The 21,367-nt window shown below is 60.6% G+C and carries 16 protein-coding genes; 7 read left to right on the top strand and 9 right to left on the bottom strand.

The features are described 5' to 3' along the window. Positions 1-179: 179 nt before the first annotated feature. Complete coding sequence (locus ACFPN2_RS20300) at positions 180-1,880, top strand: EAL domain-containing protein (RefSeq protein ID WP_380599812.1); 1,701 nt, start codon at positions 180-182, stop codon at positions 1,878-1,880. A 49-nt stretch (positions 1,881-1,929) separates the two neighbouring features. Further along, positions 1,930-2,535 (top strand): GNAT family N-acetyltransferase, encoded by a 606-nt coding sequence (locus ACFPN2_RS20295; RefSeq protein ID WP_380599810.1) that lies wholly within the window; start codon positions 1,930-1,932, stop codon positions 2,533-2,535. Here the strand turns inward: ACFPN2_RS20295 and ACFPN2_RS20290 are convergent. From ACFPN2_RS20290 to ACFPN2_RS20270, 5 genes are all read right to left on the bottom strand, one after another. Further along, the gene (locus tag ACFPN2_RS20290) at positions 2,522-3,043 is read right to left on the bottom strand and encodes a gamma carbonic anhydrase family protein (RefSeq protein ID WP_380599808.1); all 522 of its coding nucleotides are present in this window, start codon (positions 3,041-3,043) and stop codon (positions 2,522-2,524) included. The two genes, ACFPN2_RS20295 and ACFPN2_RS20290, sit on opposite strands and share 14 nt — an antisense overlap. Positions 3,044-3,147: 104 nt before the next feature. After that, positions 3,148-3,429 carry a hypothetical protein gene (locus ACFPN2_RS20285; RefSeq protein ID WP_380599806.1) on the bottom strand — a complete coding sequence of 94 codons (282 nt, stop codon included), beginning with the start codon at positions 3,427-3,429 and terminating at the stop codon, positions 3,148-3,150. 111 nt (positions 3,430-3,540) lie between these two features. Beyond that, a complete protein-coding gene (locus ACFPN2_RS20280) occupies positions 3,541-4,212 on the bottom strand; it encodes a hypothetical protein (protein ID WP_380599804.1) in 672 nt (223 codons plus the stop codon). Positions 4,213-4,716: 504 nt separating this feature from the next. Further along, positions 4,717-5,037, bottom strand: coding sequence for a hypothetical protein (locus ACFPN2_RS20275; protein ID WP_380599802.1), 321 nt, complete (start codon positions 5,035-5,037; stop codon positions 4,717-4,719). Position 5,038: 1 nt separating this feature from the next. Further along, positions 5,039-9,595, bottom strand: a complete 4,557-nt coding sequence (locus tag ACFPN2_RS20270) for an RHS repeat-associated core domain-containing protein (protein WP_380599800.1) — start codon at positions 9,593-9,595, stop codon at positions 5,039-5,041. Between the two features lie 355 nt (positions 9,596-9,950). On the opposite strand from ACFPN2_RS20270, the gene ACFPN2_RS20265 reads away from it, so the two are divergent. After that, positions 9,951-11,336: a PQQ-dependent sugar dehydrogenase gene (locus ACFPN2_RS20265; protein ID WP_380599798.1), complete on the top strand. Its 1,386-nt coding sequence runs from the start codon at positions 9,951-9,953 to the stop codon at positions 11,334-11,336. Here ACFPN2_RS20265 and ACFPN2_RS20260 read toward each other — a convergent pair. Further along, the gene (locus ACFPN2_RS20260) at positions 11,269-12,624 is read right to left on the bottom strand and encodes an MATE family efflux transporter (protein WP_380599796.1); all 1,356 of its coding nucleotides are present in this window, start codon (positions 12,622-12,624) and stop codon (positions 11,269-11,271) included. The two genes, ACFPN2_RS20265 and ACFPN2_RS20260, sit on opposite strands and share 68 nt — an antisense overlap. Before the next feature lie 160 nt (positions 12,625-12,784). On the opposite strand from ACFPN2_RS20260, the gene trxC reads away from it, so the two are divergent. Further along, positions 12,785-13,240 carry a thioredoxin TrxC gene (trxC, locus tag ACFPN2_RS20255; RefSeq protein WP_380599793.1) on the top strand — a complete coding sequence of 152 codons (456 nt, stop codon included), beginning with the start codon at positions 12,785-12,787 and terminating at the stop codon, positions 13,238-13,240. A 15-nt stretch (positions 13,241-13,255) separates the two neighbouring features. Here the strand turns inward: trxC and ACFPN2_RS20250 are convergent, their stop codons facing one another. Further along, on the bottom strand, positions 13,256-14,191 hold the full coding sequence (locus ACFPN2_RS20250; RefSeq protein WP_380599791.1) for an aldo/keto reductase: 936 nt from the start codon (positions 14,189-14,191) through the stop codon (positions 13,256-13,258). A gap of 320 nt (positions 14,192-14,511) precedes the next feature. On the opposite strand from ACFPN2_RS20250, the gene ACFPN2_RS20245 reads away from it, so the two are divergent. Next, the gene (locus tag ACFPN2_RS20245; RefSeq protein WP_380599789.1) at positions 14,512-15,450 is read left to right on the top strand and encodes a DUF4394 domain-containing protein; all 939 of its coding nucleotides are present in this window, start codon (positions 14,512-14,514) and stop codon (positions 15,448-15,450) included. 181 nt (positions 15,451-15,631) lie between these two features. Continuing rightward, positions 15,632-16,924 (top strand): serine hydrolase domain-containing protein, encoded by a 1,293-nt coding sequence (locus ACFPN2_RS20240; RefSeq protein WP_380599787.1) that lies wholly within the window; start codon positions 15,632-15,634, stop codon positions 16,922-16,924. A 9-nt stretch (positions 16,925-16,933) separates the two neighbouring features. On the opposite strand, the gene ACFPN2_RS20235 is transcribed toward ACFPN2_RS20240, so the two are convergent. Beyond that, complete coding sequence (locus tag ACFPN2_RS20235; protein ID WP_380599785.1) at positions 16,934-17,983, bottom strand: NAD-dependent epimerase/dehydratase family protein; 1,050 nt, start codon at positions 17,981-17,983, stop codon at positions 16,934-16,936. Positions 17,984-18,202: 219 nt separating this feature from the next. Here ACFPN2_RS20235 and ACFPN2_RS20230 point away from each other — a divergent pair, with 219 nt between their 5' ends. Continuing rightward, positions 18,203-20,692 carry a TonB-dependent receptor plug domain-containing protein gene (locus tag ACFPN2_RS20230; RefSeq protein WP_380599783.1) on the top strand — a complete coding sequence of 830 codons (2,490 nt, stop codon included), beginning with the start codon at positions 18,203-18,205 and terminating at the stop codon, positions 20,690-20,692. Here the strand turns inward: ACFPN2_RS20230 and ACFPN2_RS20225 are convergent. Beyond that, entirely contained in the window at positions 20,689-21,312 is a 624-nt protein-coding gene (locus tag ACFPN2_RS20225; protein WP_380599781.1) for a LysE family translocator, read from the bottom strand. The genes ACFPN2_RS20230 and ACFPN2_RS20225 overlap by 4 nt on opposite strands. Positions 21,313-21,367: the final 55 nt, after the last annotated feature.

Genomic DNA, 21,367 nt, shown 5'->3' with positions numbered 1-21,367 from the left:
AGGCCCAAGCGGCGGCCGTGTGATGCACTTCACACGGCCCGTCCCGCGGACGCCCCGGCATCGCACCGCACGACCCGATTTCCTGGCTTTTTCCTAACTTGTGATAAGTCGTTTGCGAACGGCTTCTCACCGCGCCGTCAGCGGCCAACATACATTTGCCGTGTCCTACCGGACCGTCTATGGACTCGGCAACCAGCACCATCCGCCAGTTTCTGATCGAGGCGCAGCGACGCATCAGCTGCCATGCGGCGGCCTTTACCTCGCCGTCGCGCGATGAATTTCATTTCCAGTGCCATAGCGACGACGCCCGCGCCGTGGAAGAGATGCTGCGTGGGATCGCCGATACATTTCTGTTCCAAACGCGCGAGAGCAACGGCCCGGTGATTCGCAACCGCGTCCGCTATGAGAACGGCGGGCCGATGATCGGACGTTTCCTGGTGGCACCGGTGTTCGAATCTTCCGGCGAGCTGGCCGGCATCGTAATGATGTATCGCCTCACTGCTCAGGATGCTTTTGAGCAGAACGATCTCAAGAAAGGTTCACAGCTGAGTCTTCAGCTCGCTCAACTGTTGTCTCTGCCCGCCGATCCCGTCACTGGACTGATGGCGCGTGCCGGCATCGAGAAGCTGGTCGATTGGCGCTTGAAGTCGCTCGGCGAGCGCGCCAACTCCAGCGTGCTCTACGGCGATATCGATCAGCTGCATGTCGTGAATGATTTGTTCGGCTTCGAAGCAGGCGACCGCGCCATCGCCGTCGTCGCGAATGCGCTCGCGGGCGCGCTTGCGAGCGAAGATGCCGTGCTCAGCCGACTGTCCGGCGATCGCTTCACCATCTTTCTTCCCGACTGTCCGCTGCATCAAGCGCAGAAGATCGCCGCGCGTCTGCGAGACGCCGTGCAAGCGCGCTCGCTGCCGGTCGATGACGACAAGTATCCGCTGTCGATTTGTTTTGGCGCGGCGACGTTGCGCGACGGCGAGCGAAGCTTCGATCATTCTCTGGCCGGCGCCGAAGTCGCCTGCAAGGCCGCCAAGGACCGAGGCCGCAATCGTGTCGAGATCTATGAGGTTTCCGACACGAGCATGATCCGCCGGCGCGATGACATTTCCATCGTCGGCCGGCTGCGCAGCGCTTTGGATCAAGGGCGTTATCAGATCTTCGGTCAGCCGATCGCCTCGCTGCTGACCCCGGACTCAGTGCATCGCTACGAGATGCTGTTGCGGATCATCGACGAGAAAGGTCGCATGGTCCTGCCCTCGCACTTCATGTCGTCGGCCACGCGTTACCAGTTGCTGCCTCAGATCGATCGGCTCGTCGTGATCGACGTGCTCAAGCATCTGCGCGAAGCCGGCACCCGACCGGGTTTCAAGCCGCTGCATGTTTCGATCAATCTGTCCGGCCCGACGATCAGCGACAACGCCTTTCTCGACTGGATGCAGATGCAGCTCGATGAGAGCGGCGTGAGCGGCGAATGGCTGACTTTCGAGCTGACCGAGACCGCTGCGGTCAGCAACATGGAACAAGCGCAGTTACTGATGAGCAAGCTCGGCGCTCGCGGCTGCCGCTTCGCCATCGACGACTTCGGCACCGGCCTGAGCTCGCTCACGCATCTGAAGAACCTGCAGTTCTCTTCGTTGAAGATCGACGGCTCCTTCATCCGCGACCTGCTCCACAACGAGCGCTCGCAATCGCTGGTCGGCGCCATCGCCCAGCTGGCCGGCGCGATGGGCATGGAAACGATCGCCGAGTACGTCGAGACGCCGGAAATCTGCATGCGCCTGATCGAGCTGGAAGTCCAATACGGCCAGGGCTACGCCATCGGTAAGCCCCGGCCGCTCAACGGTATCCTCGCCCCCGCCGCCGGCCTGCTGCACGCGAGCTGACGCGTTTGCGTTAAGCTAGCTGCACTCATTCCTATCAGATGGCGCCGCTATGCCCTGGCCGGACCCGATTTCCTTACATGGGGATACTGTCTTTCTCGAGCCGCTGACGCTGGCCCGGCACGACGAGCTGGCCGAAGCCGTGCAGGACGGCGAGCTGTGGAAGCTGTGGTACACGTTCATTCCGTCGCCCGAGCAGATGAAGGCGGACATCGAGAAGCGGCTCGACCAGCAGCGCAAAGGAACGATGCTGCCGTTCGCCGTCATCGCAGCGGACACCGGCAAGGCCGTCGGCGTCACGACTTATATGAACATCGACGCGAACGAGCGGCGCGTGGAGATCGGCAGCACGTGGTACCGCAAGCAGGTCCAGCGAACGTCGATCAACACCGAATGTAAGTTGATGCTGTTGACGCATGCCTTCGACAACCTCAACTGCATTGCCGTCGAATTTCGCACGCACTTCTTCAATCATCAGAGCCGCCGCGCCATCGAACGCCTGGGCGCGAAGCTCGATGGCGTGCTGCGCAATCACCGTCGCTCCAGCGACGGCACGCTGCGAGACACCTGCGTATACAGCATCATCGCAAGCGAATGGCCGACGGTGCACTCCCACCTTCGCCATCAACTCGCACTCCGCAGCGCTAAATCTCCTTGAGATTGGCGAGGAAGTTCGCTCGCCGCTCGGCATAGATCTGCGCCGACATCAGCAGCTTCTCCACATCCTCATCGGTCAGCTGTCGCGCCACCCGCGCCGGCGCGCCGATGATCAGCGAGCGGTCGGGGAATTGTTTGTTCTCGGTGATGACCGCACCGGCCCCGACCAGACATGACTTGCCAATCACCGCGCCGTTGAGGATGACGGCCTGAATGCCGATCAGCGACCCGTCGCCGATCGTGCATCCATGCAACATCGCCTGATGCCCGATGGTGACATTCTCACCCACATTGAGCTTCAGCCCCGGATCCGTGTGCAGCACCGCGCCTTCCTGCACGTTCGAGTTCTTGCCCAGCGTGATGACGTCGTTGTCGCCACGAATCGTCGCTCCGAACCAGACACTGGTGTTCTCGGACAGCACGACGCTGCCGATCACGCTGGCATTCGGCGCGACGAAGACGCTTTCGTGGACGGAGGGGATGCGCTCGCCGTAGCGGTAGATGGGCATGATCTTAGACTCCGCAGGATCGGTTGGCTGGTTGCGTCCGGCATTCTAGCCGGAGCGGGCGCGGAAGTTTCTGCGGAAACGCCGAGCGCGGTGATCGACGCGGCTCAGCGCCCCGCCGCCTTGAGCTGCTCGCCCATCTTCGTGCCTTCCTCCGCGATCTCAGCGCACTCTCGATACAGCGCGCCGTCCGTGTCCAATGACTGTGCACAGAACCGCATCAACGCACCGGTGGCGAACTCGATCTCCTGACTGGACCACTTTCTCAACAGCGTGCGCTTGTAGTCGACCAGGTAGCTGCGCAGGTACCACTCGGCGCTCTCTTCGACGTCGGCCTGGCTGGAGATTTTGTTTAGGAGTGTGCTGATGGATTGGATGGGGTCGGGCATGGCGAGCCATGATACATGCCCGAGAACCTCATCGCGGCCGGGATGCGCGACTTTGAAATCACAGTTTGTGATCTCTAACGAGGGCGCATCGGACCGCGAACGCACTGCGACCTACTGTCGCTCGTAGATAGAAACGAACTCTCGCTTGGGCCCTCGTCCGCCCGAGATCTTCGTAGAGACGACCAGTTGTCGACCCTCATCGGTAAGCGAATAGTTACGCGTCGCGCTCGGCCCGTCTTTGATGGAACGTTTGACGACGAAATCATTGCCCTTCCATCCGGCCTCTCGCTCCACCACTCCTCTGCGCGCCGACTCCGTCACCTTCTCGCCGTAAACGAGCTTGGTGGGCACGCCGTCGGTCACGAGATTCAACTCGGCGGCTGCTTGAGTAATAGACAACTTCTCCGGTTGATCCAGGAATTCGCGCATCGCGCCCGGCCCGCCGGCCATGCCACCGCTGCCACGACCACCATGTCCACCGAATCCGCCACCCGCACCGCCCGGGCCGCGTCCGCCCATTCCGCCCATGCCTCCACCACCCGGTCCGCGGCCGCCCGGGCCCATTCCGCCGCCGCGCTGACCATGCCCCGCCCCGCGCTCCATTGCCGAAGGATCCTCACTCAATTCCGAGTTCAACCGCCACTCGCCGGAAAAATCCACGTTCGCCGGCGGCTTAGTGCGCAAGCCGGCGCAGCCAGCGACGAAGAGCATCGTGATTACAGCAAGCTCGAAAGCCGCGCGCCGTCGGTCACGAGCCGTGCCCGTGCAACCATTGAGAGCCATATGAATTCCGTGAGTGCAACCAGCGCACGCGCGCCGTCACTCACTATGACTCTCGACAAGTGTGAGAGTGTGAGGATTCGTAACAAAGTGTACGGAGCGCTTCAGCCTGTGGGCGGATGAGGCAGCCGCTTCAAGGTCGCAATGTGCGACCCTAAACCACGATCCTCATCCCAATCGTCGCTATCGAGCAACCAATAGATCGTCGGCATTCCGGCTGCCTTGATCCATGCGGTCAAGCGCAACCTCGAGCGCTCTCTGGAGGATTTAGTGCTCTAGCTCACTGCCGGCGAATGGACTTCTTCGAGATCACACCTTGTGATCTCAAACGAGGCGCGCCGCGGACGGCGATACCAGCCAACCGTTTCGAACGGAGCAACCACTCATCTGCCATGGACGGCGAACATTGATGGACCTGGAACTGCCAAGAAATGACACGAGCTGCGCCAGCGGACCTGACTGCGTGCAACGTCAGTGACCTTTTCATGTTGGAGCAGAATCACCATCTCACTGAGAAGCATCTTTTCCTTTGGTCGTCGCCGCCGACTCGATATCAAAGAAAATAAAACTCTCGTTCGCCAGCAGCTTCCACGGAGGGAACCCCTCTTCAACATCATCGACTGTCAGCTGCAGCGTCGAATCAGACAACTCCACGATTCCCTCGTGATTGCGTACGCGCTCGAGCACCTTACGTTCAGCTTTCTCGATCGCTTCCTCCCGCGTCTGCGCACGCACGTACTCATTTCGCACGAATCCACAGACGTCGACACCATCATGGGTCTTCAGCAGGACCTTTTGCCCCGAGAACATGACTCGAAAGATCGCCATCTCAAAACTCGTCATAGATATCTATAACGTCCTGAGGGGCTGACAGTGGGTTAAACCAGTCCACCACCTCAAGCAGTGTCTCCTCCGCGCAATCGGTGCACGAAGCGTAGTTCGCTGCAGTCAGCCCTCCTGCTATCGAGTAGAAAATGTGACTTCCAGTCCGCGGATTCGGATGATAGTGCGGCATCCGCCCCTCCGTGCTTCCCGTCCTTGGGTCCGGGTGGATTGGATCACGAATGGGCTTCTTTCCCCCGCTTGCAAGGCGCCCAACTTCTCGCGCACCGGAATGCGAGCTTGCTTTGATGTCACCAGCCCCCCTCCTCGCGATACTCACCGCCTCTTTCTTAGTAAGATTGCGAATGACTTTGTACCCCTTAGCACAGAGCTTGATCAATTTGAAAGGGCTCAACCCCTGCGGATCGATCAGCATAAGAGGAGACGCATCTACATACGTGTACGTAGCCGTGCCTCCGTCCAATCCAATGGGGTCGCTTTGGACATAGCGCCCTGTTGCGGGGTCATAATCACGGTAATAGTTGTAATTCAGCCCCGTCTCCGCCATCGCAATCTGCCCCGGAAACCGCAGATCGAAGTTGAACACACCCACGCCCGACGGATTGTTGTTAATCGTACCCCCGCCGAACGGCTGACCATCCCAGCGCCAGCGATCGCCGGGGTTTACGGAGCCCGTGATGACACGCGGAGTGTTCAGATGATCGGTGTGGATGTTGTAGATGTTGATGCCGCCACCCACCTTGGGGCGCAAGGAGACGATAGGCGTATCGCCCAACCATACGATCTCCTCAGTCAGCGCGCCGCTACCGTCGTAGATGCCGATGATGTGACCGGCCTCGTCGTAGTAGTACAGCGTGCTCGTACCCTTCTTGATGAGCTGGCCGAGAGCGTTGTAGATGTAATTCGTGGTAACGCCGCTCTTCGTCGAGCTCTTCATTCGCCCGCGGTTGTTGTAGGTGAATGTGATGCCGGTGAAGCTCGTGGTGTTGCCGGCATTGTCGTACCCGTACGTGCGCGCGAGTGCGCCGGACGTACTCGTGAGACGATTGCTGTTGGCGGCGATCGTGAATGTTGACGCGGCGGCGCCGGTTTGGATCAGGCGGTTACCGTTCGTGTCGTAGGTATAGCCGAGCGTCGTCCCCGTCTTCGAGGCGCTGGTGAGACGATCGAGATCATCGTAGCCGTACGTCCAGCTCAGCGCCGAGTTGGTGGTGTCGGTGATGCCGGTGATACGGGAAGCGTCGTCATAGCTGTACGTCTTCAAACCTGCGCTGTCGATCTGCGCAATCTTGCCGTCTTGATCGAACGTGCGCACGGCCAGAGAGCCATTGGCCCAGGTCCACTGGCGCAGCGGGCCGAACGGATCGTAGAGGATGTTCGACACGAGCACGGTGCCATTCACACTGACGCCAGTGATCTTGCCGTTGGTATAGCTATACGTGATGACCTGCCCCGACGGCGTCGTCATGCTCTGGCGCAGACCGTTGGCATAACTGTAACTCGTCGTCTTGCTCACCGAGCCGACAACCTGCCCCGCAGTCACCACGCGACCTTGATCATCGTAGGTCCAGGACAACGAGTGGTCGGCATCCGAGACGCCAGTCAGGCGGCCCTTGCCGTAGGTCCCAGCGTCGTAAGTGTATGTGAGCGCCTGATCCGTGGTCGAGCCAGAAGCGAATGCAGTCGTCGCGACGCGGTTGAGCGCATCGTAGGTGTATGTGGCGACGGCGCTGCGAGCGTCGGTGCTCGTGGCCAGGTTGCCGCCGGAGTCGTAGGTGTTGGTCGTGACCCCAGTGTCTGGGCTCGTCTGCTGCTTCAGGTCACCCAAACCACTGTACGAGTACGACGTGACCAAATTCCGTGGATCGGTCACAGAGATCAATTGATCCAGCGCGTTGTAACCGTACTGCGTCACGCCGTTGAGCGGATCAGTGACTTGCTTGACCCGGTTCAGTTCATCGTAGGCCTGCGTCGTGTCCCGCCCGAGCGGCGCGACGGTGGTCGTTTGATTCCCATTGCTGTCGTAACCGTAGGTCGTCGTGACCGCGGCTGTTCCGGCGGCGGCAATCTCCTGATAGAGCTGGTTCAGTGTGTTGAACACGCGGGTTCGCGTACGGGTCAGTGCATTCGACAGGTCGTATGCCTGTTCACCGGTTCGGTTGCCCATGAGATCCAACATGTAGTGGAAACGGTTGCCTTCGGCATCGTTGATGTCAGTGAGGCGATGGGCGGCATCGTAGGTGTACTCGAGGTAGCCGCCATCGGGCAGCGTCGCCTTCCTGAGCAGACCGGTCGGCCAATAGTCGAAGCTCGTTACTTCACTACCGACAGTCCGTGTCTTCAACCGTTGACGCAGGTCATAAGTGAGCGTTGTAACCACGCCATTCGGATCAGTGATCGTGAGCGGTTGGCCGTGGGCGTTGTACGTGTTGTAGGTGGTGACGTGTCCCGCGGCATTGGTGACTGTTTGCAACTGGCCGCACTGAGTGCCGGTACTGCAATTGTAGTAAGTGTAAGCCGTTACATCGGAAACATCGGTGCGAGGCCCGTCAGCAGTGAGGACTTGGCCGAACCAGTTATAGGTGTATGTCCAGGTTCTTGAGATATTGGGGGTCGACGTGAGATCCACGATCGTTCTGGTTAACACATTACCATCGGCATCGTGAGTGAACTGCGTTCGTCGGCCCGGTTCATCGACCTGGGTCTGGAGGCGATAGGTTGGATGCCATTGAGTAGTAATCGTTCGAGCACGCGGCGTAGAAGAAGCCTCGGTTCTAGAGGTCTCGAGGTTGCGCGTCAGGTCAAATGTGCGAGTCGTGACAATGTTGTTGAAATCTTTTCTGGTTGCCACATTGCCGTTGGCGTCGTATGTCATCTGCTTCGCATTTGCCGGGCAATCCTGGCAGTAGGCACTCTGGGTGCCCAGCTTGGAAACGCCCTGCTCTATCGCAAAGCTGTAATTGATCGACGCGCCCAGCGCAGTCGTGAGCGTGGCATTGGAAAACCCGATGGTCGTTCCCGGATACGTCAAACTGACGCGCTCGACGCCATTCGCAAGTTCACTGAGGTTTGCACGTCCTACCGAGTCGTAGCCATACGTCGCATAGCGCTGTCCCGCCTCATCAGTTATCCCCGTTAGAGCCCCGCGGAAGCTCGAATTCTCGTAGTGGTACTGGCGAGAGTTGCCATCGGGATAAGTTACTGACGTTAGCCGATCATCCGCGTCATAAGCATAGAGATATGCTCCGCCACCTGGCACGGTGACCGAGGCGATGCGATGGGCCGGAGCAGCGGCCGCGCACGAGTCCACGTACCCGAAGGAAATCGCATTCCCGAAGGAGTCGACAACGCTGGATAGCCGATTGCAGGTGTCGTAGCTCAGCGTCTCCGTCACACCGGAGCGACTGCGGATCGAGAGTAGCCGGCCAGCAAGACTGTAGGTTTCCTTTGCGTCGGCAGAGCTCGTGAATAGCCAACCGATCTGCACTCCTCCGCTGTCGACGACTTCCTCCAACCGCTCGCGGAAGTCCCGCTGGCCGTACCACACGCCTGCCATCTTGGTAAATGTGAGCACGCGGCCATCCTGCCGATAAGCGAACGCGCTCGTAAGCAGAGTTCCTGACGATGGCACGATGGCTCGTTGATACGTGTGCCGCCAGCCGGCCCCCACCAGCCCGAGGCCGACAACTGAATAGTGCGTTGATGATTCGCTGGGCTCTGCAGCGGCGCCAGAGTATCCGGCCATGCTCGTGGATGGCGAAGCAGATATTCCCTTGTAATGCCCGCTCGCCGGGTTGTTCAGCGGCAGACTGTTATAGAACCGCCCAAAGGTGAGCGGTGAATTGCCGCCAGCCTTATAGTCGAGCTCGGATTTGATCTTGTTCCCGACTGCAATGTTGATGGGGTTCTTGGTCGTCGTACAACCCTCCGATGGACATCCATAGTTCTTTGCGTAGTCCTGGACAGCAGGAACGCGATAACAAACATCTTGAGAGAAGGTCTGGTAGCCCTCCGGGCAGAAAAAGCTGCGTTCGCGCCGCACGGTGGCATAGTCAAGCGTCCGGGGATTGCCACAAGTTGGCCACGCCCCTTGGTCCGCTGTCACGGTCTCCAGAGACCAGTTGGTTGCCTCTTTTCCGTAGAACATGACCGGGTAGTCGGAGGGAGTCCCTGCGCACGCGATTACAAAATCTGTTCCGGACCTCTTTGGAGCAGACGGACTTATCCAGCCCTTGGGAGAAAAGGAGATCGAACACTGGAAATTGGACCACAGTTGCCGATAGACGTTGAACGCCGCCGCTTCCGTTTTCTGAACTAAATTGGCGCAACTGCCAGCCAGGAAGCTATACGGCCCCGGAAATCGCATCGCGCACTCGAAGCTGGCGCCGGAGTTTGGTCGGCAGTTGGTTGGCACTGTTTGCGCACCGACGATTGCCGGATGCAGCACAGCGCCAATCAGCGTAAGGAGGAGAACGAAGAACGGTTGAAAGGGAAATGCGACCAGGGCGCTCGAACGGCGCCTCATTTGGCAAAACAGCTTCATCCTGACCTCCTGTGCATCGAGCCAGCACCAGGCAGGCTACGCGCCCATCCATGGCTGACGATTTGAAGCGTGGGGAAAACTACGCTGCAGACGGTCAGGGGGTCAATCAGGGAAAACGATGGATATACGACTCGCTCTCTCTCGGTGCTTGCGTTGACAACGCCCTCGCTGCGAGGACATTCGTCATTCTCGCTCTGTCGAAGCAAGCGATCGGATCGTCGCGATAGTTTGAATTGAGCGATACCAGGAGAACTCATCAGGCCCAGTTCAAGGTCATCGAGGAGCTCGTGCCCCGGAACTCCTCCCCACCCCCAACCCTTCCCCTAACAACTCCCTCCCCCGTGGGACCATTGTCATGCGCACCCCTACAAAAACCGCCACTGCATCTTTCACTACATCTCTACTTGCAGCGGCCCTCGCGACGAACGCCGCCGAAGTCACAACCCAAATGTCCCCCGACCAAGGCTACGGCGCCAACCCCGAGCTCCCCGCGCCGGACAAATCGCTCATCCCCACAGTGCACGTCGCTAAAGCGAAGCCGTGGAAACTCGACGAAGCACCGACGCCAGCAAAAGGCTTGGCTATATCAAGATTCGCGTGCGATCTAGATCATCCGCGATGGCTCTATGTGCTTCCCAACGGTGATGTATTGGTCGCCGAAACAAACGCGCCCGAGCGACCTGACGATGGCAAAGGCATCAAAGCTTATTTCCAAGGTAAAGCGATGAAGAAAGCCGGTGCGAAAACTGCAAGCGCGAATCGGATCACGTTGCTACGGGATGCCAACAGCGACGGTCAGCCGGAGATCAAAGCGAAGTTCATCGAAGGATTGAACTCACCCTTCGGCATGGCACTCATGGGTAACTATTTCTATGTCGCGAACACGGACGCGGTGATGCGCTTCAACTACACGCAAGGCGTCACGGAAATCAAAGAGAATGGAATGAAGCTCGCCGACCTGCCCGGTGGGCCAATCAATCATCATTGGACCAAGAATCTGATCGCCAATCCGAAGGGCGACAAGCTCTACGCCACCGTGGGCTCGAACAGCAACGTCGCAGAGAACGGCATTCAGGCGGAAGAGAAACGTGCAGCGATATGGGAGATCGATCCGGCCACGGGTGCGACGCGAGTATTCGCCAGTGGACTGCGTAATCCGAATGGCATGGACTGGCAGCCGCAGAGTGGTGTGTTGTGGACAGTCGTGAACGAGCGCGATGAGATCGGTCACAACCTCGTGCCCGACTATCTCACCTCAGTGCAGGACGGCGGCTTCTATGGCTGGCCATACAGCTATTGGGGCAAGAACGTCGATGAGCGCGTCGAAGCACAGCGGCCCGATCTGGTCGCGAAGGCCATCGTGCCGGACTATGGGCTGGGCTCGCACACCGCATCGTTGGGGCTGACATTCTATAAGGACGACTTGCTGCCCGAGAAATATCGCAATGGCGCGTTCGTCGGGATGCACGGCTCGTGGAATCGCGAGCCGCGCAGCGGGTACAAGGTGGTGTTTGTTTCTTTTGCCAATGGCCGTCCCATTGGAATGCCCGAAGACGTGCTCACCGGATTCGTCAACCAGCACGGCGAAGCGCGCGGCCGACCGGTGGGAGTGGCGGTCAGCCGCGATGGCGCGTTGTTAGTGGCCGACGACGTCGGCAACTGTATCTGGCGAGTTACGCCGGCTGAGTCGCAGGTGAGCCAAGCTGCTGGCGCATCTGCTTCCGGAGCAACGTCACGCTGATCACCGCCTGCACGGCGCTCGCCGCGATCGACAGGTACCAGACGTGCTCGATGTCGTAGCCCGGTTGTGAGGTGAGCCACACCAGCGGCACCGCGTAGACAACCAAGCGCGAAGCCGAGCTCAGCAGCGCCGGCACCGTATTACCTAGCGCCTGGAACAATCCCGAGCAGGTGAAGATCAAGCCGCTCATCACGAAGTTCCAGGAGATCAGGTGCAGGAACAACGCACCGACGCGGATAACCTCGGGGTCGTGCGAGAAGAAGGCGACGAGCGCTTCCGGCCGCCACTGACACAGCACCATGATGCCCAGCATGATGCCCACGCATTGCACAGAGGCAACACGGAACGTCTCACGCACCCGCTCCATGCGCTTGGCGCCGTAGTTCTGGCCCGCAATCGGCGCGACCACGAACGCGATGGCCATGGCCGGCATGAAGATGCCTTGCATGATGCGTGAGCCGATGCCGAAGCCGGCCTGGGCCGCGGCGCCGAAGTCGCGAATCGCCCAGTAGGTGATGGCGGTATAAAGAAACATCAGCGCGAACTCGCCGCCCGCCGGCAAGCCGACGTTGAGCATCCGACGCCACACCGCGATGCGCGGCTGCCATTCCTCGGGATGGAAGGAGACATACTTCTCCAGCCGCCCGAAATAAATCGACAACAGCACCACGCCGCCCGCGATCGCAATTGTGCTCGCCAGGCCGGCGCCCGCGACGCCCATGGCGTGGCCCGTGCCCCAACCAGCGATGAGCACGGGCGCGAGCGCGGTGTTGAGCAACACCGTCAGCACCTGCACGATCATGGTCGGTTTGACGATACCGGTGCCGCGCAATGCGGACGACATAGCAACCAGTGCGAACTGCAGCGCCAGTCCGGGGAAGAACCAGAACAAATAGGCGCGGCCCGCCTCGATCGTCGCGGCGTCAGCGGCGACCGCGCTCAGGTACGGCCCGGCCAGGAGATAGCCGAAGACCAGCACGAACAAGCCGCACAGGGCCGCGATCACCAGCGACTGATTGAAAATCAGGTTGGCGTCCTGCTGATCCTTGCGCCCCACCGCGTGCGAGATCAGCGCGACCGTGCCGACGCCGAGCACCTGAGTCAGGGCCAGCACGATGAACATGACGTTGCCGGCGGCACTGACGCCCGCCACCGCGGCGTCGCCCAGCGCGGCCACGAAGTACAGGTCGACGAAGTAATAGAGGGTCTGGAACAGCATGCCCGCCGCTGTGGGGACCGCGAGTGAGACCAGATGTCCGGCGATGGAACCTTGAGTGAGATCTTTCATGCGCTATCGGTCATGCGCCGCCCGTCCGGGGTCGGCTTCGGGTCAATGGAGCTTGGGGAGACGCATATTGTGCTCGAAAGCGGGCCTGCTTGCGGGCTTGTATGCGATTTTTGTCGTCCCCATTACTCAGGAGACCTGCCCGACGCGTAATACAGACCTCATGAGCCAATCCACGACCTCCGCCGCCGGCATCCACCTGGTGTGCGGTCATTGCGATTCCGTAGTGCGGATACCCGCCGACCGCCTGGAGCAAGGGCCGAAGTGTCCGAAATGTCATCACGCCCTCTTCGAGGGGCATCCGCTGGAATTGACCGCTGCGGCGTTCGACCGGCACCTGACCCGCAGCGACCTCCCCTTGATCGTGGATTTTTGGGCGCCCTGGTGCGGCCCCTGCCGGATGATGGCGCCTCACTTCGAGGAGGCGTCTCGACGGCTGGCGACTAAAGCGCGGTTCGCGAAGGTCAACTCGGATAACGAGCCGTCGTTGTCGTCGCGCTTCGGCATTCGAGGCATCCCGACCCTGATCGCATTCAAGCAGGGCCGGGAGATCGCGCGGCAGTCCGGCGCGATGGAGCTCGGGGGGTTGCTACGCTGGCTGCAACCCCACCTGCAGTAGCTTCTTATTAGAGGGTCACGCCGAGAGCGTGGCCCACAAGTCTTCGATCTTCTTGCGACCCTTGGCATCCGGCAGACGGCCGCGGCCGGCGAGCTGGTTGTCCTTCAAGTGCGTGAGCTTGGTCGTGCCCGGGATCACCGCCGTCACGGCCGGGTGCGAGATGTTGTACTTCAGGAAGAGCTGCGCCCAACTGGTCGCATCGTAATCGGCCGCCCAGGCCGGCAGCGGCTTGCCCTGCACCTTCGCGAGCACGCTGCCGCGACGGCCGCCAAGCGGCACGTTCGTCAGCACCGCGACACCCTTCTCTTTCGCGAGCGGCAGAATCTTTTCTTCCGAGCCGCGATTGTCGATCGAGTAGTCGATCTGCAGGAAATCGAACTTCAACTTGTTGAGCGCGTCGACCACCTGCGGATATTGATCGTCGGTCGAGGTCGTGATGCCGATGTAACGAACCTTCTTGGCCTGTTTCCACTCCTGCAGTTTCGGGAACAGCGCCTCGATGCCGTTGAAGTTATGAATCTGCAGCAGGTCGATGCGATCGGTCTGCAGGCGCTGGAACGCGAGCTCCAGCTCGCCGTCGCCCGCCTTCGGGTCGCCACGATTCGGCGTCTTGGTCGCGAGGAAGATCTGATCGCGATTGCCCAGCTCCTTGAGCAGATTGCCGATGACGACTTCGGACTCGCCATAGCCGCGCGCGGTGTCGATCACCTTCGCGCCGAGCTTGGGGAAATTCTCGAGCACTTCACGTCGCGCGGCGATCTCTTCGGGTGCCGTGACGCTGTATTGATTGGTGCCAAGACCCACCACCGGCAACTTCTCGCCCGTGGAAGGTATGGGCTTGGTGATCTGAGGAAGGTCGGCTGCTTCAGCGATAGCGCCGCTCAGCGCAAGACCGACGCCCGCGGCAACGCCGCCCTGAAGAACTTCCCGACGCGTGAACACTGAACTCACAACGACCTCCGAAAACGATTCCCCCGAGGGAACCACACTGACGAATTCGACTGACCTCAGCATGACTCGAAGCTGACGTCACGCTGACAAACTGAACGTCACAAACGGAGCGCGTTTATCTCGTCCGCACACGATGCTTGTCAATAACATCGACGTAACACTGCATCCGATCTCTGCTGCATTACCGAATATTGGCATCGAGAGCATCGCAGCTCTCCCGCGACGGCACCGACCACGCGGCCATCTTGGACTGTTAATTCACCAGAGGTCGAAAAGTCATGAGATCGACAAGGACATCAGCGGCATGGGCCGCAGTGGCGATGGCCACATCGCTGCTCGGCGTAACCATCGTCAGTGCGCAAACGACGACGGCGGTGGCGACGAGCGGTATCGCGAAAGGCGTCACGCTCCCCAACTCGCGTTTGTATGCGCTCACCAGCGACAACTCGCTGTACATCCTCAAGCCCGGTGCCACTTCGTATGTGCGCGGCGGCCGCGTCGACGTTTCCGACGGCGGCAATCTCATCGGCATCGACTTCCGCCCGGCCGACGGTCTGCTGTACGGCCTGACCGATCGCGGCGGCCTGTACACCATCGATCTCTCAACCCGTTACTTCGGCGCGAGCACCAAGGTCAGTCAGGTCAGCCCGCGCTTCACCGGCGGCTTCGGCGCGCTGGTGGACTTCAATCCCGTGCTGAACGCGTTGCGTATCGCTGGCAGCAACGACCAGAACATCGCGGTCGTGAACGGCGCCAACGGCGGCAACCTGAACACCACCGCGGTCCAGACCAAATTCACTTATGCGCAGGGCGACGTGAACTTCGGCAAGGATCCGGAGCTGGTCGGCGGCGCGTACAACAACAACTTCAACGGCGCGACCGCGACGCTGTTCTATATGGTCGATCACGACCTGGACACGCTCGTGACCATTTCCAACAAGAACGCCACCGGCAGCTCCAACACCGGCAGCGGCCTGTTGCAGACCATCGGCTCGTTCGTCGATGAGTACGGCAATGCCCTGAACATGTCGCCGACCACGGATTTCGATATCTACACCGACTCCGCCGGCAACAACTTCCTGGTCGGCCAGACCACGCGCCTGCTGTTCTCCATCGATCTGTCGCAGATCGATCCGAACCTGCCCCTGGGCAGAACGCAGAAAGTGGTGGTGAAGCGCGGTCAGCCGGCGGCGCTGCCGGGCTCGAGCGCGCCGCTCACCGGCGGTGTGTTCGACATCGCGATCGTGCCGCGCCCTTGATGCTCGAGACTTCGCACCTCACGTGAATCCAGGCCCGGACACCCACACGAATCAGGGCCACTGATCAACATCGTTTTCCCGGAAGCCATCGTCGCGGGGCTCGCGGCGGTGGCTCTTTTTTTGTCTGCGTTATCAGTAGAATCGACTGCCCGTTCATCTTCGGACAGCACAAGGACACTGAATGCGCACGCCACTGTTAATGACGACATTGCTGGCCGCCCTGCTCGGCAGCGCCACGTTCGCCGAGACACCGCAATCGGAAAGCTGGACCGCACCCAACGGCGCCCGCGCCCAGGTCAGCGCCGCCACCAGCGTCTCGAAAGAGCGCCTGGAGAAAATCGATACGTTGATGCAACAGTACGTCGACGAGAATCTGATCGCCGGCGCGGTCGCTTTGATTCTGCAAAACGGCCAGCCCGTGTATGAACACGCCGCCGGCTGGGCCGACAAGGAAGCGGGCACGCGCATGACCGTCGATACCATCTTCCGGATCGCCTCGCAGTCCAAGGCGCTGACCAGCACCGCCATCCTGCAATTGCAGGAACAAGGCAAGCTCGTGGTTACCGATCCGGTCAGCAAATACATTCCCGAATTTGCCAAGACCACGGTGATGGTGAACGGCAGCGCCGTGCCCGCGAAACGTCCCATTACCTTGCGCGACCTGCTGACTCACACCGCCGGCATCTCCTATGGCACGAACCCGGAGATCGCCGAGCAGTACCGGGCGAAAGGACTCGGGCCCGCCGCGGGTGTCGGCTGGTACACCGCCGATAAGAACGAGCCCATCTGCACGACCATGGAGAAGCTGGGCTCGCTGCCGTTCATGGCTCAACCGGGCGAAGCCTTCGTGTACGGCTACAACACAGACATTCTCGGCTGCGTCGTCGAGCGCGCCTCGGGCGTGCCGCTGGATGAATACATCCGCAAGAACATCACCCAGCCGCTGGGCATGAAGGACACGAACTTCTATTTGCCGAAGGACCAGCGCGCCCGGCTGGCCGCCGTCTATGGCACAGGTCCGAATGGAAAGATTGCGCGCTCTGCAAACGATCCCAAGGGACAAGGCCACTACGTCGAGGGTCCTCGCCGCAGCTTCTCAGGCGGCGCTGGTCTGCTCTCGACCGCTCGCGATTACGCTCGCTTCCTCGAAGCCATCCGCAACGGCGGCACGCTCGGCAACGCGCGCATTCTTGCCCCACGCAGCGTCGCGCTCATGACCACCAATCAGATCGGCGACATCTATAACAAGCCCGGCATGGGATTCGGCTTCGGCTTCGAGACCGTCGAGAGTTTCGGCGCGAGCGGCATGGAAGCGCCAGGCTCATTCGGTTGGGGCGGTGCTTACGGCACCAACTATCGTGTCGATCCCACGTCGGGCCTGGTGGTCGTGCTGATGATTCAGCTCATGCCGAACGGCGTCGACTTCCGCGAGAAGTTCGCGAGCCTGGTGTATCAGTCGCTGCTGCCTCAGTAGCAGCGACCTTCACAGATCGGGCGCCAGTATCGAAATCAATGTGAGAAATACCAGCGCCTGCGCCACGGTGACGGCCGTGCCTTGCCTTTCCTGCCGCAACGCGCTCAGCGTTGCGGCAAACCCTTCCGCCAGATCGACCTTGGGCTGCCAGCCCAGCACCGCCTGGGCCCGTCGCGAATCGAAGGCGGCGTCGTTCAGATAGAAATCCATCCGCCGACGATAGATCGGCGGATGGATCTTGAGCATCTTGCACGTGTCCTCGACCACCGCGGCCAGTGCGAGCATCGGCTTCAATGGCAGGCGCGGCCCGAAGACAGGACGATTCGCGGCGTGCGCAATCGTTTGTAACATCTCCCGCAGCGGGACCGCTTTCGGGCCCGCGATGATCAGCTCCTGGTTCCCGGCCTTTGGCGCCGTGCAGGCTCGCAGGAACGCATCGGCGAGATCGGTCACATAGATCATGTGACGCCGCCCATCGCCGGCACCGAACAGCGGGAATCGTCCCTTCTGCACCGAGCGGAACAGCTTCAGCAATCGCTCGTCACGCGGTCCGTAAACCGCGGTGGGCCGGAGAATGACGAACTCCATGCCGGCATCGCTCGCGATCTCTCTCACGCGCTTGTCGGCGGCGAGCTTACTGCGCTCGTAACTGTTCCAGGGACGGATCGGCGTGCTTTCGCTGATCGTGCCGGCGACGCGCTGACCGTAAATGCCAGCGGTCCCGCAATGAACGAAACGTTTGATCCCGGCCGCGGCGGCGGCACGTGCGACATTCGACGTGCCCTCGACATTCATTCTCTGGAAGTAGGCATCGTCGGCCCCCGACTCGCGGAACGCCGCGGCGAAGTGACAAACGCAGTCGGCGCCTTTCAGCGTGTCGGCAAACGATTCGGGGTTGAGAATATCTCCGTGCCGAAGCGAGGCGCCGTGCGAGCGTAACCGTTCTATCACCGCGCGATGCTTGGCCCCGTCGGTCCGATACAAGCCCACGACATCATGGCCTTCCGCGAGGGCTCGTTCGACAAAGTGCGCTCCGATGAATCCCGTAGCGCCAGTCACAAAGATCCGCATACAACCGCCGATACTGTTAGCAACGCATGTGCAAAAGTTATACGCAACGCATGCAAATGCACGAACGCAAATAGTCGTTCCGTAGTTGGGGAAGAATTTCTGAACGAGATCGCGTCCGTCGCATCGGACGCGTAATGCACCCTGCCTGTTGCCATTTGCTAACAAGCGTATTACACCCTGCGCTGGCCCATCGTTCCGGAGTTACAAATGGACAACAACGGTTCTTGCGGCTCGTTTCGTTTGCTCGTCAGCCTGCCCCTGCTGCTACTGACTGCGCCAGTGACGGCGCAAAACGCAGGCAACACCGAGATCGAACAAGTCGTCGTCACCGGTACTCGCGTCGCGAATCGCTCGGCCCTGGACACCGCGGTCCCGATCGACGTAGTCAGCGGCGAGCAATTGCAAAACTTGGGTGTCTCCGAAGTGAGTCAGGCACTCTCGGTCACGGTGCCCTCGTTCAACTTTCCACGTCCCGGCTTGAATGACGGCACCGACACGGTGCGCCCCACCACGCTGCGCGGTCTCGCACCCGATCAGACTCTGGTGCTGGTGAATGGCAAACGTCGCCATCAGTCCGCGCTGATCAACATCAACAACAGCATCGGTCGCGGCTCCACCGCGGTCGATCTGAACACCATTCCGAATGCAATCATTCAATCGGTCGAGGTGCTACGCGACGGCGCGTCGGCGCAGTACGGATCGGATGCGATCGCTGGCGTGATCAATCTTCGATTGCGCACCAACAGCGATGGCGGCGACGCCGGCGTCACGTATGGATGGCGCGAGACCCGTTATGACGTGCTCGTTGCCGCCGCACCCGACGGCGCGAATTACTCCTCGCCGCCGAAGCTCAGTCGTGACCGGTCTGACGGCGAAACATTGACGGTGTCCGCATGGAAAGGCCTGCCCCTGGGCAGTAAAGGCTCGGTAGTCGTTGCCGCTGAGTACAAAGATCAGGAGCACACCGAGCGCGGCGGCTATGACATGCGTCAACAGTATTCGCTGGTGAATGGCGCTTTCGATCCCCGCGAAGCGACTTTCAATCGCTACAACTCCTGGTACGGCGAGCCTGAGCTGGATCAAAAAACCGTGTTCGTGAACGCAGAGTATGAAGTAGCGAGCGGCGCGACGATGTATGGCTGGGCCAGCTGGCAGGATCGCGAAGCGGTGTCGGCGGGCTTCTATCGAATCGCCAGCGACCCTCGCAATATTCCGGAGATTTATCCCGACGGCTTCCTGCCGCTGATCGCACCAGACGTCGTCGACGTTTCGGCGGCTTTCGGTGTGAGCTGGCAACTCGGCCCCTGGGCCATGGATTCGTCGCTGACCTACGGCCGCAACGAAATGGATTACGAGGTGCGGCACTCGTTGAACCGTTCGCTCGGCCTGGCCACCAAGACGACGTTCGACTCCGGCGGCTTCGACTACGATCAATTGACGATGAATATTTCCGGCGTGCGCACTGTCGACGTCGGTCTCGCCTCGCCGCTCAACATCGCGGTCGGCGTCGAAGCGCGACAAGAAACATTCAGCATTCACGCCGGCGAGCCGGACTCCTATCGAAACGGCGGTGCCCGCCTGCCCAACGGCAACGGGACCCAACCCGGCGCGCAAGTGTTTCCTGGCTTCCGTCCCGAGAACGAAGTGGACGAAGACCGCACCGCTGTCGGCGCCTACGTCGATCTGGAAGCGAACGTCACGGACAAGTTCCTGGCGTCAGTGGCGGTGCGCGGCGAGAGCTATTCGGACTTCGGTGAGAATCTCGCCGGCAAGCTGTCGTTGCGTTATGACTTCACCGACCAGTTCGCGTTGCGCGCCTCCGTGCAGAATGGATTCAAGGCGCCATCGTTGCAACAACAGTACTTCTCGACTACGTCGACCAACGTCATCAGCGGCGTTCCGTTCGACATCGCGACCTTCCCGGTGAACAACCCGGCAGCGATTGCATTGGGCGCGAAGCCGCTCGACGCGGAAGAGTCGTTGAACTACTCACTGGGTGCCGTCGTGCGCCTCGGCGATCTGATGGTCACCGTCGACGCCTACCGCATCGATATCGAGGATCGCATCGTGCTGTCGGAGAACCTCACGTCGTCCGACGTCGTGAACTATCTCAACAGCCTGGGTTTCGTCGGCATCAGCGGCGCCCGCTTCTTCATCAACGGCGTCGACACGACGACCGAAGGTGTCGACGTCGTCGTGAGTTATCCGTGGTCGACGCAATCGGCGGGCCGCTTCGACTTCACCGTGACGGCGAACTTCAACTCCACGGATGTCACCAAAGTCCCGACGACGCCGCAGCTGTCGGCGTTGCCCACGCCGCCGGTCCTGTTCAATCGCTTCAACGTGTTGAGCTATGAGAAAGGGACGCCGGAGAACAAGTACGCAGCGGCAATCAACTGGTCGCTCGGCGGTTGGGGAGCAACGCTGCGCGCGACTCGCTACGGCGAAGTGCTGTCGCCGGATGCGAATCCGGCGCTGGACTTCACGTTGTCGCCGCAGACCCTGGTGGACGTCGAAGCGCGCCTGGCGATCACCGACCACATCAAGCTCGCGCTCGGCGCCGACAACCTCACCGACGAGTATCCCGATCCGCTGCCACCGATCAACAATCCCACCGGCACGCAGTCGTACTCGAATTACTCGCCGTTCGGTCGTGCCGGGCGCTTCGTGTACGGGAGAGTCAACTACACCTTTTAACGTGTAGCCACTGCGACGGCGGCGCAAGCCATCGCGGCACCTGTGCCACGATTGATTCTGCGTATCGCCGTCGCGCTCTTGAAGACGCGACGCGCGCGAGCCGCGAGCACCACATAAGCGCCGAGCGTCAGCGGCAACAGGAAGACAATCGCCACGACCATTTCAGCGAAGCCGATCAGTGTGATCTTTTCGAGCGGCACGACTGTCGGCAACAGTGCGAGGAAAAACACCATCGTCTTGGGGTTCGCGAGCGTCAGCGCCAGACTGCCGAGGAACAGTTGAAACGGCTTCTGGCCCTTCTCCTCCAGATCGGGCCCTTCGTCGGAAACGGGCTTGGCCGGGGCCGTCCACAGCTTGTACGCGAGGAACAACAAATATGCTGCGCCCGCATACTTCACCACGACGAACACGGTATGCGCGCTCTGCGCCAGCGCGGCGAGGCCCGTTGCTGCAAATGCAAACCAAATGAGATCGCCCACCAGGAAGCCTGCGATGAATGCCGGCGCGCCGCGAGTGCCTTTTGCGAGCGAGCGTGCGACCACCGCTGCAACGCCAGGACCGGGCGACGCCACCGCAAGTAAATACACCGCAGAAAAAACCAACAGGCCATACAGAGACATATCATTCCTCCCGCCGGCGCATCGTTCGCGCCATCCTTGCGACGATGTTCGCATC

This window comes from Steroidobacter flavus (assembly GCF_042651805.1).
Taxonomy (GTDB): Bacteria; Pseudomonadota; Gammaproteobacteria; order Steroidobacterales; family Steroidobacteraceae; genus Steroidobacter; species Steroidobacter flavus.
The sequence above is the reverse complement of the archived record's forward strand: the minus strand, read 5'-3'. Positions and strand labels throughout refer to the sequence as shown.